Annotated in this window: 9 protein-coding genes; 2 read left to right on the top strand and 7 right to left on the bottom strand. The window is 73.8% G+C overall.

Going from position 1 to position 14,477, the window contains the following annotated elements; all coding sequences use genetic code 11:
* Nucleotides 1–2: 2 nt before the first annotated feature.
* Entirely contained in the window at nt 3–1,388 is a 1,386-nt protein-coding gene (gene sthA, locus GQF42_RS39785) for a Si-specific NAD(P)(+) transhydrogenase (RefSeq protein WP_375993651.1), read from the bottom strand.
* Nucleotides 1,389–1,508: 120 nt separating this feature from the next.
* A complete protein-coding gene (locus GQF42_RS39790) occupies nt 1,509–1,712 on the bottom strand; it encodes a hypothetical protein (RefSeq protein WP_158928151.1) in 204 nt (67 codons plus the stop codon).
* A gap of 153 nt (nt 1,713–1,865) precedes the next feature.
* Between GQF42_RS39790 and GQF42_RS39795 the strand changes: the two genes are divergently transcribed.
* A complete protein-coding gene (locus GQF42_RS39795; protein WP_158928153.1) occupies nt 1,866–3,716 on the top strand; it encodes a glycoside hydrolase family 15 protein in 1,851 nt (616 codons plus the stop codon).
* A 400-nt stretch (nt 3,717–4,116) separates the two neighbouring features.
* Here GQF42_RS39795 and GQF42_RS39800 read toward each other — a convergent pair whose 3' ends face one another.
* Both GQF42_RS39800 and GQF42_RS39805 read right to left on the bottom strand, forming a co-directional pair.
* A complete protein-coding gene (locus GQF42_RS39800; RefSeq protein WP_158928155.1) occupies nt 4,117–6,855 on the bottom strand; it encodes a SpoIIE family protein phosphatase/ATP-binding protein in 2,739 nt (912 codons plus the stop codon).
* 83 nt (nt 6,856–6,938) lie between these two features.
* Nucleotides 6,939–9,443, bottom strand: coding sequence for a SpoIIE family protein phosphatase (locus GQF42_RS39805; RefSeq protein WP_158928157.1), 2,505 nt, complete (start codon nt 9,441–9,443; stop codon nt 6,939–6,941).
* Nucleotides 9,444–9,672: 229 nt separating this feature from the next.
* Between GQF42_RS39805 and GQF42_RS45185 the strand changes: the two genes are divergently transcribed.
* Nucleotides 9,673–11,646 (top strand): hypothetical protein, encoded by a 1,974-nt coding sequence (locus tag GQF42_RS45185; protein WP_199272959.1) that lies wholly within the window; start codon nt 9,673–9,675, stop codon nt 11,644–11,646.
* A gap of 1 nt (nt 11,647) precedes the next feature.
* On the opposite strand, the gene GQF42_RS39815 is transcribed toward GQF42_RS45185, so the two are convergent.
* The 3 genes from GQF42_RS39815 to GQF42_RS39825 all read right to left on the bottom strand — a co-directional run bounded on the left by GQF42_RS39815 (nt 11,648) and on the right by GQF42_RS39825 (nt 14,056).
* The gene (locus GQF42_RS39815; RefSeq protein ID WP_158928159.1) at nt 11,648–12,376 is read right to left on the bottom strand and encodes a 2-phosphosulfolactate phosphatase; all 729 of its coding nucleotides are present in this window, start codon (nt 12,374–12,376) and stop codon (nt 11,648–11,650) included.
* 29 nt (nt 12,377–12,405) lie between these two features.
* Entirely contained in the window at nt 12,406–12,693 is a 288-nt protein-coding gene (locus GQF42_RS39820; RefSeq protein WP_158928161.1) for a DUF1232 domain-containing protein, read from the bottom strand.
* A 97-nt stretch (nt 12,694–12,790) separates the two neighbouring features.
* A complete protein-coding gene (locus GQF42_RS39825) occupies nt 12,791–14,056 on the bottom strand; it encodes a hypothetical protein (protein WP_233273639.1) in 1,266 nt (421 codons plus the stop codon).
* Between the last annotated feature and the right edge of the window lie 421 nt (nt 14,057–14,477).

A 14,477-nucleotide genomic window follows, 5' to 3' on the forward strand; every position in this document is an offset into this window, starting at 1 on the left:
CCCTAGTCGAGCCGGTCCACCTGACGGAGCCGGTTCGTCACGTCCAGCGCGGCGACCTTGTACGACTCCGCCAGCGTCGGATAGTTGAACACCGCGTTGACCAAGTAGTCCACCGTGCCCCCGCACCCCATCACGGACTGCCCGATGTGGATCAGCTCGGTCGCGCCGGAACCGAAGCAGTGCACTCCCAGCAGGGTGCGGTCCACCGGGGAGACCAGTAGCTTCAGCATGCCGTGGGAGTCGCCGATGATCTGTCCCCGGGCCAGTTCCCGGTACCGGGCCACCCCCGCCTCGAACGGCACCGAGTCCTTTGTCAGCTGGTCCTCGGTCCGGCCGACGAAGCTGATCTCCGGAATCGTGTAGATCCCTATCGGCTGCAGGTTGTGCATGCGCCCCACGGGCTCCCCGCACGCGTGGGAGGCGGCCGCCCGGCCCTGTTCCATGGACGTCGCCGCGAGCGCCGGGAAGCCGATCACGTCTCCGACGGCGTAGATGTGCGCCACCTCGGTGCGGTAGTACTCGTCCACCCGGATGCGGCCTCGCGCGTCCGCCCCGAGGCCGGCCCTGTCCAGCTGCAGGGCGTCCGTCAGGCCCTGGCGGCCCGCCGAGTACATCACCGCGTCCGCGGGGATCTTCTTGCCGCTCTCCAGCACGGTCAGCGTGCCCCGCGGATGCCGCTCCACCGCGGCCACGCTCTCCCCGAACCGGAAGGTGACGGCCAGGTCCCGCAGGTGGTACTTGAGCGACTCCACGACCTCGACGTCACACAGGTCCAGCATGCCCGGGCGCCGCTCCACCACGGTCACCCTGCTGCCCAGCGCCGCGAACATGCTCGCGTACTCCATGCCGATCACACCGGCCCCCACGATCACCATGGACCGCGGCACCCGCTCCAGCGAGAGGACGTTGTCCGAGTCCATGATCGTCCGCCCGTCGAACTCGACACGGTCCGGGCGGGCCGGCCGGGTGCCGGTGGCGATCACGATGTGCTCGGCCCCGATCAGCCGCTCCCGGCCCGGGGCCTCGGACAGGGCGACCGTGTGCGGATCGGCGAAGCGGGCCGTCCCTGCGTACACCGTCACATGATTGCGGGCGAGCTGGTTGCGGACGACGTCCACCTCGCGGCCGACCACGTGCCGGGTGCGCGCGGTCAGGTCGGCGACGGTGATGTCCTCCTTCAGCCGGTAGCTCTGCCCGTACAGGTCACGCTGGGTGAGACCGGTCAGATACAGCACGGCCTCGCGCAGTGTCTTGGAAGGGATGGTGCCGGTGTGCAGGGAGACCCCACCGAGCATGTCGGGGCGGTCCACGACGGCGACCCGGCGGCCGAGCTTGGCCGCGGCGATGGCGGCCTTCTGACCGCCGGGTCCGGATCCGATGACGAGCATGTCGAAGTCGAAGTCGGGCACCCTCGGGAGTCTGACAGGCCCCGGCCCGGTGCGTAAGGGACCGCGGAGCCGCGCCTTGCACACGGCCCCGCGAGCCCCGGGATCGGTTCCCCGGACGCCCTACGGCATCAGCTTCTCGACGGCCTTGGGGTCCGTCTCGAGCTTGCGTCGGGCCCAGTCCAGATTCTTGGGAGTGACGTCCCTGCCTGCCGCCATCGCCAGATCCTCCGGGGTGACACCCTGGGAGGGAGCGCTGTGGAGCAGGGCGTCCGGGGTGCAGTGGTCGTCGGACGACCGGGACTCGTCGGGTGTGGTTGTCGACATGATGCCTCCTCCTCGGTCCGGATGACCGCATCCGTGCCGGTGCCGCCGTACGGGGCACACTCTCACCATTGCCCCCACCTCCTTCCCACGCCACCGGAGAGCACTCGCTTCTAAGCTGGAAAACATCCAGCACCACACACCGGGAGGCCGCCGATGGCCGAGACCCCGTTCGCCGAGGACGTACGCCCCGGCCCGCGCTATCTGCCGATCGCCGAGCACGGACTCATCGGAGACCTGCGCAGCGTGGCCCTGGTCGGCACCAACGGCACGATCGACTGGTACTGCTGCCCGTCCTTCGACGCCCCCAGCGTCTTCGCGGCCATCCTCGACGCCGAGCGCGGTGGCTCCTTCGAGCTGGCCGCCACCGTGCCCGCGCGTACCAAGCAGTTCTACTTCCCCGACACCAACGTCCTGATCACCCGCTTCTACACCGAGGACGGCGTCGGCGAGGTGCAGGACTTCATGCCGGTGACCGGCGACGGCACGGCCGGCGCGGGCAACGGGGCCCGGCACCGGCTGATCCGGCGCGTGGTCTGCGTCCGCGGCACCGTCCCCTTCCGGGTGCTGGTCGCCCCACGCTTCGGCTACGGCGCCGTCCCGCACACCCTGCGCACCGTCGACGACCTCGTCGTCTTCGAGTCCGCCGTGCAGTGCCTGGCGCTGACCTCCACGGTCGCCCTGGAGTGCGACGCCCGGGACGCGCGCGCCGACTTCAAGCTGGGCGAGGGCGAGACAGCCGTGTTCGCTCTCGACCAGGTCAGCGACGAGGTGTCCCCCCGGTGCTGCCCGCATGCCGAGGCCGAGCAGGAGTTCAACGCCACGGTCTGCTACTGGCGGCGCTGGCTGCGCCAGTCCCGCTACCGGGGCCGCTGGCGCGAGATGGTGCACCGCTCCGCCCTCACCCTCAAGCTGCTCACCTACGCCCCCACCGGCGCCATCGTCGCCGCCCCCACCACCAGCCTGCCCGAACAGCTCGGCGGCGAGCGCAACTGGGACTACCGGTACGTATGGGTGCGCGACGCCGCCTTCGCCGTGTACGCGCTGCTGCGGCTCGGCTTCAGCGGTGAGGCCGAGGCGTTCATGCGCTTCCTGACCACGAACGTCAGCCCCTGCGACACCGGCGCGGGCTCCCCGCCGCTGCAGATCATGTACGGCATCGACGGCCGCACCGACCTGCCCGAGCGCGTACTGCCACACCTGGAGGGCCATCTCGGCTCCGCCCCGGTCCGGGTCGGCAACGCCGCCGCCGACCAGCTCCAGCTGGACATATACGGCGCCCTGATCGACTCGATCTACCTCTACGACAAGTGGGCCCAGCCGATCCCCAGCGACCAGTGGGACGACGTGTGCAAGCTGGTCGACTGGGTCTGCGCCCACTGGGACCAGCCCGACGAGGGCGTGTGGGAGACCCGCGGCGGCCGCAAGAACTTCACATACTCGCGGCTGATGTGCTGGGTCGCCATCGAACGGGCCATGCGCCTCGCCCGCCGCCGCGGGCTGCCCGCCAACCTGTCCCGCTGGGGCCGCTCCCGCGACGCCATCTACCGGCGGATCATGGACCGCGGCTGGTCACAGCGGCGCGGCGCCTTCGTGCAGTACGAGGGCGGCGACGTCCTCGACGCCTCGCTGCTGATGATGCCGCTCGGCAAGTTCGTCGCCCCCACCGACCCCAAGTGGCTGGCCACCCTCGACGCCCTGACCGAGGACCTGGTCTCCGACTCCCTCGTCTACCGCTACGACCCGCAGGCCAGCCCCGACGGACTGCGCGGCGACGAGGGCACCTTCTCCATCTGCTCCTTCTGGTACGTCGAGGCACTGGTCCGGGCCGGCCGGGTCGACGAGGCCCGGCTGGCCTTCGAGAAGATGCTCACCTACGCCAACCACCTCGGCCTGTACGCCGAGGAGATCGGCCGCACCGGCGAGCAACAGGGCAACTTCCCACAGGCGTTCACCCATCTGTCCCTGATCAGCGCCGCGTTCAACCTCGACCGCGCCCTGGGCTGACCGGCACACCGGCCGGGCCGTCCGGTGTGCCGGCTCGGTTCAGGTGAACGGGAGCCGGTGACCGGTCCGGTGGAGCGTGTCCGGGTACGGTTGCCGTACAGGCGGCTGTCGCGGATTGCCGTGGCGAACCTGGTGAACCGTGTGCCGGTGTCCGTGCGGCCCGTGCCGTCGCCGGGATCGGGTCCGGGGCCGGCCGCCGTCATCCCGGCGGCGATCTCCGCCTCCGGACGGTCGTCCGCCGGCCCCTGCTCGACACCGCCTTCGGCGACGACCGTGGCGGCGGCCTCGGCGAGGTCGTCGAAGCCCGCAGCCTCGGCGGCCCGCCGCACCAGCACGGCCACCTCGGCGAGCGGCTGCTCCTCACCGGCCGCCCGCACCTGCCGCAACGCGCCCGCGGTGCCTACGGCAGCGGCTGCTCCGCCCAGATGATCTTGCCGTCGGGGGAGTAGCGGGTGCCCCAGCGCTCGGCCAGCTGCGCGACCAGGAACAGGCCCCGCCCGCCCTCGTCGGTGCTCGCCGCGTACCGCAGATGCGGTGACGTCGTGCTGCGGTCGGAGACCTCGCAGATCAGCGTACGGTCGCGCAGCAGCCGTACGCCGATCGGGCCGCGCCCGTAGCGGATGGCGTTGGTGACCAGCTCGCTCAGGATCAGCTCCGTCGTGAAGTCCAGCTCCTCAAGGCCCCAGTCGGCCAGCTGCCGGGTCACCGAGGCCCGCACCTGCGACACCGCAGCCGGGTCGGACGGCACCTGCCACTCGGCGACCCGGTCGGCACCCAGCACCCGGGTACGGGCGACGATCAGCGCGACGTCGTCGTCCGGCCGGTCCGGCAGCCGCTCCAGCACGGTACGGCAGGTCTCCTCCGGCGAGGCGCCCGGCGTGCGGCGCAGGGCGTCGCGCAACAGCTCGAGACCCTCGTCGATGTCCCGGTCGCGGTCCTCCACCAGCCCGTCGGTGTACAGCACCAGGCGGGTGTCCTCGGCCAGCTCCAGCTCGGCCGTCTCGAACGGCAGCCCGCCCAGCCCCAGCGGCGGACCCGCCGGCACCTCGGGGAACTCCACGCTGCCGTCGGGCCCCACCAACGCCGGCGGCGGATGGCCGGCCCGGGCCAGGGAGCAGCGCCGTGAGACCGGGTCGTAGACGGCGTACAGACAGGTCGCGCCGGTGATCGCGGCCGAGCCGTCGACGGACATCTCGTCCTGGTCGATCCGGCCCACCAACTCATCCAGCAGACCCAGGAGTTCGTCGGGCGGCAGATCCAGCGAGGCGAAGTTGTGCACCGCCGTGCGCAGCCGGCCCATGGTGGCCGCCGCGTGCAGCCCGTGCCCCACCACGTCCCCCACCACCAGCGCCACCCGGGCTCCGGACAGCGGCAGCACGTCGAACCAGTCGCCGCCCACCCCGGACTGCGCCGGCAGATAGCGGTAGGCGATCTCCAGCGCGTCCTGCTCGGGCAGCGTGCGCGGCAGCAGACTGCGCTGCAGGGTGACCGCCATGCTGTGCTCGCGGGTGTAGCGGCGGGCGTTGTCGATGGAGACCGCCGCCCGCGCGACCAGCTCCTCGGCGAGCGCCAGCTCCTCGGAGTCGAAGGGCTGCGGCTTCTCCGAGCGCCAGAAGTTCGCCACCCCCAGCACCAGGCTGCCCGCCTTGAGCGGCACGGTGATCAGCGAGTGGATGCCGTACTCCAGCACCTGGTTCGTGCGCTCCAGGTCCTGCGCGCGCCAGCCGGGCGCGTCCCGCAGGCTGGGCACCACCACCGACTGCCCGGTGGTCAGACTGCGCGCCTGCGGCGAGGTGGTCACGAACCGGATGCGCTCGCCGACCGGGTACAGCGGGGAGTCCTTGCGGACACCGGCGAGCGCCGTACGGCGCAGCGCGGTGCCCGGCCGCGGCTCCTCCCCGTGCAGCACCGCGTCGAAGAGGTCCACCGTCGCGAAGTCCGAGAACCGGGGCACCGCCAGCTCTGCCAGCTCCTCCGCGGTACGGGTCACGTCCAGGCTGGTGCCGATGCCCACTCCGGCGTCGTACAGCATGTTCAGCCGCTCGCGCGCCACCTCCGCGCGGCCGGACAGGGCCCGCAGCTCGGTGGAGTCGCGCAGCGTGGTGACACTGCCGGCCGGGCCGCCGCGCAGATCGGTGGGGCGCTGGTTGATCGCCAGCAGCCGGTCCTTGACCAGGTGCACCTCGTCCGTCGCCACCCGTCCGGAGGCCAGCAGCGCAGCCGTCTCGTCGTCCAGGTCCAGCTCCAGCACGCTGCGCTGCTCCGCGTCCTGCGGCAGGTCCAGCAGCCGGTGCGCCTCGTCGTTGGCGAGCAGCAGCCGGCCGCCGTCGCCGACGATCAGCACGCCCTCGCGGACCGCGTGCAGCACCGCGTCGTGATGCTCGTACATGCGGGTCATCTCGTACGGCCCGAGACCGTGCGTCTGACGCAGCAGCCGTCTGCTGACCAGGGCGGTGCCGGCGGTCGCCAGCACGAGGGCCGCCGCAGCCGCCGCCAGCAGCAGGGGCATCTGCTGGTTGGCGGCCCCGCCCACGTGCTCCGTGGTGATCCCCGCCGAGACCAGCCCCACCACCTTGCCGGCAGAGTCCTTCACCGGGACCACGACCTGCACCAGCGGCCCTATCGTGCCGTTGACATGCTCGATGACCGTGCCGCCGGCCACCGCCGGGGCGATGGTGCCGACGAACTTCTTGCCGATCCGGCCCGGCTTGGGGTGTGTGTAGCGGATGCCGTCGGTGTTCATCACGACGACGAAGTCCACGCCGGTCGACTTGCGTACGGCCTCCGCCTTGGGCTGCAGCACCTTCGTCGGGTCCGCGGTGCGCAGCGCGGCCGCGGTGCCCGGCGCGTTGGCGAACGTCTGCGCCACCGCGAGCGAACGGTTGCGGGCCTCGGTGTCACTGTCGCGCTGCACCTGGAGCAGCTGTGCCACCACGGCCGCGACGACCAGCAGCAGCACGATCACCACTTGGAAGAGGAAGACCTGCCCGGCGACGCTGCGCCCGGTCACCGCCGACCGCAGCGCCCCCGCCCGGCCGCCGCCCTTGCCCGGGCCGTCCGAGACCGGGCCCTTGGGTGCGCGCGGGGGCCCGGACGTTCGGGGCGGCCGGGTCGCGGACCGGCCGGACAGTCGCACCATGTGCCCATGTCTACACTGCCCTGCGCCGCGAGGCGAGACTGTCGCCCGGACCGACACGCGCCGCCCGGTCCGGCGCGCCGCTGTCATGGCCCGGGCGGGGGAGCCGAACGGCGGGCAGCGAGGAGCAGCGCCACGTCGTCGGGGCGGTCGGCGGCATGCCGGGCGGTGGCGGTGAGCCGGTCGGCGACCCCGGCCAGCGAGCGCCCGCCGCGCCGCCCGGCGGCGGACCCGGCCCTGGAGAGCGCGAGGCGCAGCGCGGCGATGCCGTCGTCGATGTCGGCCCCCGGCCGCTCCACCAGCCCGTCCGTGTACAGGGCGAGGATCGCGTCCGGCTCCAGCAGCAGCCCGGCCACCGGATACCGGGCCTGCGGATCCACACCGAGGACGACCCCGCCCGGAATGTCCAGCAGCCGGGTGCGGCCGTCGGGGGAGCGCAGCAGCGGCGGCGGATGCCCCGCACGGGCGACCCGGGCCCGGCCGGTGGCCGGGTCCAGCCGCAGATAGCAGCAGCTGGCGAACTGGCCGGGATCGAGATCGATCAGCAGACGGTTGGTGCCGCTCATCACCTCGTCCGGCGGCCGGTCGCCCAGCGCGAACGCGCGCACGGCACTGCGCAGCTGCCCCATCGTGGCCGCCGCCTGTACCCCGTGCCCCTGCACATCGCCGATCACCAGGGCGATCGCGTCACCGGCCTCGACCACGTCGTACCAGTCGCCGCCCACGTCCATGCCCTGTGTGCCCGGCAGGTACCGGCCGGCGGTCTCCACCCGGGGATGCGTCGACAGCCGGCGCGGCAGCAGCGCCTGCTGCAGGCCCCGGGCGAGGGCCGCCTCGCTGTCGTAGCGCTGCGCCCGCTCCATGGCGTGCGCGATCAGCCCGGCGAGCGCGGTGAGCACGGTGCGTTCCTCGGTGCTGATGCAGCGCGAGCGGTCGAAGCCGAGGATGCACGAGCCGACCGGGCGGCCGGAGGCGATCAGCGGCAGAAAGGCCCGCGCGCCCTCGGTCGCGTCCAGCGGGATGCCCGGGTAGGCGGCCGTCAGCTGCTGCATCGACTCGAAGAACAGCGGCCGCCCCGTGGTCAGGGTCTCCACACCGGGCAGGTGCGCATCCAGCCCGGTCCCCTCGAACGGGGCGAGGAAGCCCGGCGGGAAGCCCGTCTCCCAGGCCAGATACAGATGCCGGTCCTGCAGCAGGTAGATGGCCAGGCAGCGGCCGCCGAACGCGGGCAACAGCTCCTGCATGACCACCGCCGACACCTGGCGGGCGGTCACCGCGTCCGTCAGTGCGATGGCCAGGGCGATCGGCCGGTACAGCGGCGCCAGCGAGTGGTCGGCCGGCTCCTGGGGCAGCTGCGCAGGAAGGACCGACCCGGCCGGTGTGTCCATGCGGGTGGCCGGGGCGAGCGTGCAGGTCAGCAGGTCCTCGCCGGGATGCACCGAGACGGCGAGCCAGTCGCCCCCACCCGCCGCCTCGCCGTCACCGGCCGGGCGCTGTACATGGAAGTGAACCGGATCCGGGGCGAGCAGCGCACCCCGCAGATGATCGTCGCACGGCGGCCCGGTCAGCCACGGCATCGCCTCCCACAGCTCCCGCCCGACCAGCCGGCTGCGCTCGCATCCCGCGAACCGGGCCGCGGCCTCGTTGGCGTACACGATCAGCCCCAGCCGGTCCAGACAGAACACACCCTGCGGCAGCGGGTCGGCCGCGCTGTCCGTGGCCGAGGCCGGACGGGGATCGAAGACCACCCCGCCGACCCGTCCGGCCGCCGCGTCCTCCGCCGCCGACCACAAATCCAGCAGCCGCTCCGTGCCGTCCCGCGCCCGCAGGCTCAGCGGCGCACCGGGCGGTTTCCCGGCGGCGGTGTCGCGCAGCGCGGCCAGGATCCGGTCCGCGTCGAGCGGAGCCACGGCGCCCGCGAGCGCCGTGTCCGTGCCCGCGAACTCGCCGGGGAGCAGGCCGAGAAGTACGTGCAGCCGGTCGTCCGCGCGCACCGCGCCGGTCACCGGATCCCAGCTGAACCGGCCGACGGCGGCCTGCGCGGACCGGCTCCCCGGCGGCCGTACGCACAGCGGCTCTGCGTCCCAGACCACCACGCGGGGATCCCCGTCGGCGAGGCCGAGCAATTCGGCGCCGAGCCCCTCGGTGAGCCGGCCGAGCACCTCCTGGTCCAGTGGTTCTTCCGTGGGGTCCGCCACCGCCGGGCGCAGCACCGTGAGCACCCCGAGCGGCTCGCTCCCGCCGGGCACCGGCAGATGGACCGACCCGAACGGGAAGGGCAGGCCCGCCGCGAACTGCGGGTAACGGCGCACCGTCTCGGCGGCGTTCGCGAGTACCACCTTCACACCGAGCCGGTAGGCGTCGGCCACGGGGAAGGGACGGGCCACGTGCAGCCGCCACCACGGGCGGAACAGCGGGCCGGGCAGCCCGGCGAGCACCGCCAGGCGAAGCAGGCCCGGCGTGCCCGAGCGCAGGTACACGCCCGCCACCCGGCCGCCCGCCGCGTCGAGCGCACCGGTCGAGGCGTCCGCCAGCAGCGCGGCGAGTCTGGCCCGCGTACGGACCAGCTGCTCGCCGCCGCTCCCAGTCATCGGCCCTGCCTCGTCCTGTGCGCCTTCCGGGTGGCTGACACAGCAAGAATGCGCCTGCAGGAGCACGGAACGCACCTCAGATGCGCACCACTCACCTGGCCTATCCAAGGGGAGGCCAGGTGGCGGGGGCCGCGATCGGCCATTCCTAATGGAGTGCGTACCGCTGCAGCCGTGCTGCAGCCGTACAAGGGGGGCGCTGAGGTGACCGCACCCGTCTACTGGAGCCGAGATGACCACCTGCTCTTCATCCGACCGCCCCGAAGACGCCCTCTTGGCCTCCGCGCCGGCCCCCACAGGCGTCAGCAACCCGTTCCCGCACCTTCTGACACCACCGGCACCACCGGCACCGCCCGAAGGTCTCCAGCAGGACCCGGACACTCAGCAGCCGGTCCGCAGTGAAGCCGGGGTCCGCGACGCGGCCGTGGGGTCCCACGGGGCCGCGTACGACGACGCCGGTGCCACGTACGCCGATCCCCTGCGCGGCCTGGTCCGCTCGGCCGTGGCCGACCGGCCGCTCGAGGACGTCGTCCGGCTCATCACGCTGCTGGAAAGCTCGCCCGAGCACGCCCGGACCGCTGCCGACGCGCTGCGTGCGGTCGGACTCGACCGGTCCGTCGAGGATCTCGCCCACCTGATCACCCTGCTCACTCGGCCGCCCCGGGAGATCGGCGGCGCGGACGAGGCGATCCGCGCCGCCGCGGAGGGCCGTCCCCTCGAGGACGTCACCCTGCTGATACGGCTGCTGCACGACACCCCCTTGGAGCCCCACTGCGGGCAGACCGTCATACAGGCGGCGGCCGTCCATCGGCCCGTCGAGGAACTCGCCGAGCTGATCAGCCAGTTGGCGGCGGACCGCAGCGGGAGCGGGCCCGGCCCGCTGCCCGGTACCGCCCACCTGGTGCCCATCGAGGCGGCGTTCGCACCCGCCGCCGTGCCGGACCCTCCCGCCGACCGGCAGGACCCGCGGACCGCGGGGCGGCTCACGGAGGACGGGCCCACGGCGGCCCGTCTCACGGAGGCCCGTCTCACGGAGGCCCGTCTCACGGAGGACGGGCCCACGGCGGCCCGTCTCACGGAGGCCCGGCCCACGGAGGCCCGGCCCACGGAGGAGTGGCCCACGGAGGAGTGGCCCACGGGGGAGTGGCCCGCGTACGACCTGTCGGCGTACGAACAGTCGGCGAACGACCTGTCAGCGATCGCGAGGCCCGCGGAGGAGGAGCTGTCGACGGCGCGCCGGTTCGCGACGGACCGGCGCGCGGCGGCCGGATCGGTGGCGGACTGGTCCATGGCGGTCGGGCCGACGACGGACAGGACCGAGATGGACTGGGCCGCGACGGACTGGTCCGCCACGGAGACAGCCACGGCGTCCCGGTCCACGGTGGACGTGGCGGCGGCTTGTGAGGGAGGGGCGGTCGGGCCGGTGGTGGATGAGCTGGTGCCGGTCCGGCCGGTGACGATTCGGCCGGTGGCGTCCCGGCCCATGGCGGACGCGGTGGCGGCTTGTGAGGGAGGGGCGGTCGGGCCGGTGGTGGATGAGCTGGTGCCGGTCCGGCCGGTGACGATTCGGCCGGTGGCGTCCCGGCCCATGGCGGACGCGGTGGCGGCTTGCAAGAGAGGGGCGGTCCGGCCTGTGTCGGACCAGACCGTGTCGGACCAGACCATGTCGGATCAGACCGTATCGGACCGGACGGTGTCGGAGCGGTCCACGGTGGACGCGGTGGTGGGGCGCAAGGGGGCAGCTGGGCGGCCGGCCGTGCGCCGTTCCGCGGCCGGCCGGGGACGGGGCCGTCGGAGTTCTCGGGCGGCGGTCCGGACCGCCCGGGGCGCCGCGCTGCTCGTCCTCCTGTGCGGCGTGGCCCACGCCCCGCGCTCCTGGGCCGGACTGTCCCGGAGCGTACCCCTGGCCGGTGCCGTCGCCTCGGGTCTGTGCGTGCTGCTGGCTTTGGCGCTCGCCCTGCCCCTGCGTGCGGCGCAGGTCCGGCTCGGTACGGCGCTCGCCGCGCTCGGTGTCGGCGCGGCCCTCGCCGTCGGGCCGGCGCTCGGCTGGCGGCTCGGCCTGCCGGGCCGGCCCCCGCTGTGGGACATGACGCTGGCCCCGCGGTGGCTCGCCGGTACGGCGGCGGCGGCGACCGCGCTGGCGGCCCTGGCAGTGTTGCTGACCGGCCTGGTCACCGGCCGCGCCCGCCGCGACACCGTAGGCTGACTCACTGCGCCGGGCCGGCCGCACGCCGGCCGCCCGGCTCGGCCCCACCGGTGTGCACCGGACGCAGTACGAGGTGGCCGTCCGTCCGGGCGGCCACCATGGCGAACGGGAAGGTGTCCGCCTCCAGGCACATCGCCACGTCCCCGGGGTGGACACCGGCCCAGCCGCGCCGTACGCCGTCGGCGAGCCGGGCGGCGGCGTCGGAGCGGCGGGCCCGGTCGAGATAGGGGCCGGGATCGGCGTCGGCCGTACGGACGCGGTCGGCGATGTACTGGGCGCAGGCGAGATCCTCCTCGGCCCGTCCGCCGTCCCCGGTGACGACGAAGGTCACCGTCCTCGGCCGGGCCCGCCGCAGCAGCTCGGCGGTCGCCCCGGCCACCACGAAGCTCGTGCACAGCAGCAGCCCGGCGTCCGCCACGGCCAGCGCCCCGGCCGTCCCGAAGGTCGTCTTCTGTACGACCGTACGACCGCTCACGTCCAGCGAACGCAGCCGGGCGGGCGAGTTGGCCAGGTCGAACCCCGGCACCGGCGCCCCGTCCTGAAAGGCGAGCCAGCCGGGGTGACGGGCCTTCAGCTCCAGGGCCTCCCGCTGCGTACCGGCGAGCACGATCCGTTCGGCGCCGCGCGAAAAGGCCCAGGCGGCCACGGTGAAGGCGCGCATGACGTCGACGACCACGGCGACGTCCGGCGCGCTCGGCGTACCGGGTATCCCGGTGAACTCGGGCTGCATCGCTCCATGGTGCGGCACCCGGGCGCCGTTCAGAGCCCGGTCGGCTCCTGCGGCAGTGGCCGGGCGGCGCGCATGCTGCGCAGCGCGAGCAGCAGCACGCCGATGTCGTCCAGGTAGACGGGGTCGGGCAGCAGATCCGTGGGGAGCAGCAGGTACGCGACGGCGCCCCAGAACACCCGGCGCGGGCCGGTCGGCAGCCCGGCCCGAACCAGCGTACGCCGGGTGCGCACCAGCCGTACCAGCAGGCCGACCGCGACGGCGAGCAGCACCGCCGCGACGACCGCGCCGGTCACCAACAGGGTCGTCACGGTGTCCATGCCGTCTCCTGCTTGCTTCCGTCTGCTGCTACGCGTTCCTGCTTGCGTCCGTCTGGTGCTACGCGCGGTTTTCGATGTGCTCTGTCGTGGGCGAGCGCTACGCCGTCCGGTCCGCGCCGTCGGCCGGAGCCGTGCCGTGGTCGGGAGCCGTGCTGCCGTCCGCCGGGGGCTTGGCCGCCACGGGTTCGGCCGGTGTGGGCGGCGTGCCGTCCGGCGTGCGGCCGGCCGGGTTCTCCGGCGCGGGCGCCTGCTGCCGCTGGCCCCTGGCCGTGAACCTCAGCCGTTCGAAGGTCCGCGTCAGCTGCTGGAAGGCGCCCGGCGTCCGGGGTGCGGGCAGCTGCTGAGGCAGGCCGGGCGCGGGGACGTCCCGGTAGGCCTCCAGGGCCGCCAGCGCCTGCTCGGCCGCGTCCTTGTACAGGTCACGGGACTTCGTCATCGACTCCAGTGCCTCGGCGTACCGGGCGACCAGCTGCCGCTCGCGCTCCAGCTCCTCCTGGAGGGTCATCAGCGTCCAGTTCTCGCGCAGCTCGGCCAGCGCCTCCGCGGCCCCCCTCGGCAGCGGGCGGGGCTGGGCGGCGAAATGCCGCAGGGCAGCGAAGAGTTCGTCCGGTTCGGAACCGTCCAGGAAGACACTGCGCACCCGGTGCTCCGCGCCGTCGTACCCCTGCGGCGCAGGGTCCGGGGGCAGCAGGACGGCGCCGCCGCGCGGCACCTCGACCCCGAGGTCCTTGAGCGCGTAGTTGACGGCGCGGAACTGGTGCGGGGCGGCCCGGTGCTCCACCACGCGGTGCCTCAGACCGGGCGGCAGCAGCCCGGCCAGCGGCAGCCGCCCCTGCTCGTCCGGCGTCATCGCCTCGTGCACGACGACATTGACGCACCACCCCTCCCGGGCCGCGTCCCGCAGCCGGCGGCGCATCGCCTTGTCGTCCTCCGGCAGCGCGTTGACCTGCCGCAGCCGCAGACCGGCGACCGTGGCGTGGTGGTCCCAGGAGCCGTCGTCGCCCTCGCCCGCCCCGCCGTCGGGCCAGAACAGGGTCGCGGGCGAGGGCCAGGTCTCGTCCCAGGGGCGCTCGGCCTCCGCGACCAGCCGCCACTCGTGCCCCTGCGGACGGGCCGCGGGCGGTACGAGGGTGAGCCGAGCCCGCACGGTCACCGTGCCGGCGGCCCGCCAGCGCGCCTCGAAGATCAGGCCGGACGCGCCGTCGGGCACGGACGGTTCGGCGAAGTCGTCGATGTCCCCGCTCTCCTTGCGCCGTCGCAAGGAGCGGCGGAGGACCTCTTCGGGGGCGGGACCGGTGTGGCGGCCGCGGACCGCCCACAGGGTCTGCGGGAAGGCGGCGCGGTCGGTTGCGGAGTTCGACATGGGCCAATCTGCTGATGGGGGCGGGTGAGCTTCCCAGTATCACCGCTCGGGCGGCATTCGCGTCGTCCGGGGCCGGGCGGCGGCGTGTGACAAGGGGTGCGCTCCCCGCGCACGGGGTGTGTGTCGTGGCCATGGGGCGCGCGGAGAACGCGTCGGGTGATCGCCGCGCGCACCTGGTCCTGCCCCCGCACGGCGCCCAGAATGATCCGGCGAACGGGGCCCGCCCACCCATCCGCCTGGGGCGGGCCCCGTTCTCTCGGCTCTCGCGGCACGCGCGGGTGGTCGAACTCCGGAACTGCTCGATACGGGGTCGCGGGCGATTTCACCGGCTGACCGACGACGCAGCGACGGCGCTCGACCACGGAGGCCGAGCGGATCGCCGCCGGCGTCGCGGCCGCCACACCGGGCGATCTCCAGGGCA

Source organism: Streptomyces broussonetiae (genome assembly GCF_009796285.1).
GTDB classification, from domain to species: Bacteria; Actinomycetota; Actinomycetes; order Streptomycetales; family Streptomycetaceae; genus Streptomyces; species Streptomyces broussonetiae.

What these genes read in the sequence shown, in the direction of transcription:
- sthA (WP_375993651.1), bottom strand. Translation starts at nt 1,388, where the DNA reads ATGCTCGTCATCGGATCCGGACCCGGCGGTCAGAAGGCCGCCATCGCC.
- GQF42_RS39790 (WP_158928151.1), bottom strand. Translation starts at nt 1,712, where the DNA reads ATGTCGACAACCACACCCGACGAGTCCCGGTCGTCCGACGACCACTGC.
- GQF42_RS39795 (WP_158928153.1), top strand. Translation starts at nt 1,866, where the DNA reads ATGGCCGAGACCCCGTTCGCCGAGGACGTACGCCCCGGCCCGCGCTAT.
- GQF42_RS39800 (WP_158928155.1), bottom strand. Translation starts at nt 6,855, where the DNA reads ATGGTGCGACTGTCCGGCCGGTCCGCGACCCGGCCGCCCCGAACGTCC.
- GQF42_RS39805 (WP_158928157.1), bottom strand. Translation starts at nt 9,443, where the DNA reads ATGACTGGGAGCGGCGGCGAGCAGCTGGTCCGTACGCGGGCCAGACTC.
- GQF42_RS45185 (WP_199272959.1), top strand. Translation starts at nt 9,673, where the DNA reads ATGACCACCTGCTCTTCATCCGACCGCCCCGAAGACGCCCTCTTGGCC.
- GQF42_RS39815 (WP_158928159.1), bottom strand. Translation starts at nt 12,376, where the DNA reads ATGCAGCCCGAGTTCACCGGGATACCCGGTACGCCGAGCGCGCCGGAC.
- GQF42_RS39820 (WP_158928161.1), bottom strand. Translation starts at nt 12,693, where the DNA reads ATGGACACCGTGACGACCCTGTTGGTGACCGGCGCGGTCGTCGCGGCG.
- GQF42_RS39825 (WP_233273639.1), bottom strand. Translation starts at nt 14,056, where the DNA reads ATGTCGAACTCCGCAACCGACCGCGCCGCCTTCCCGCAGACCCTGTGG.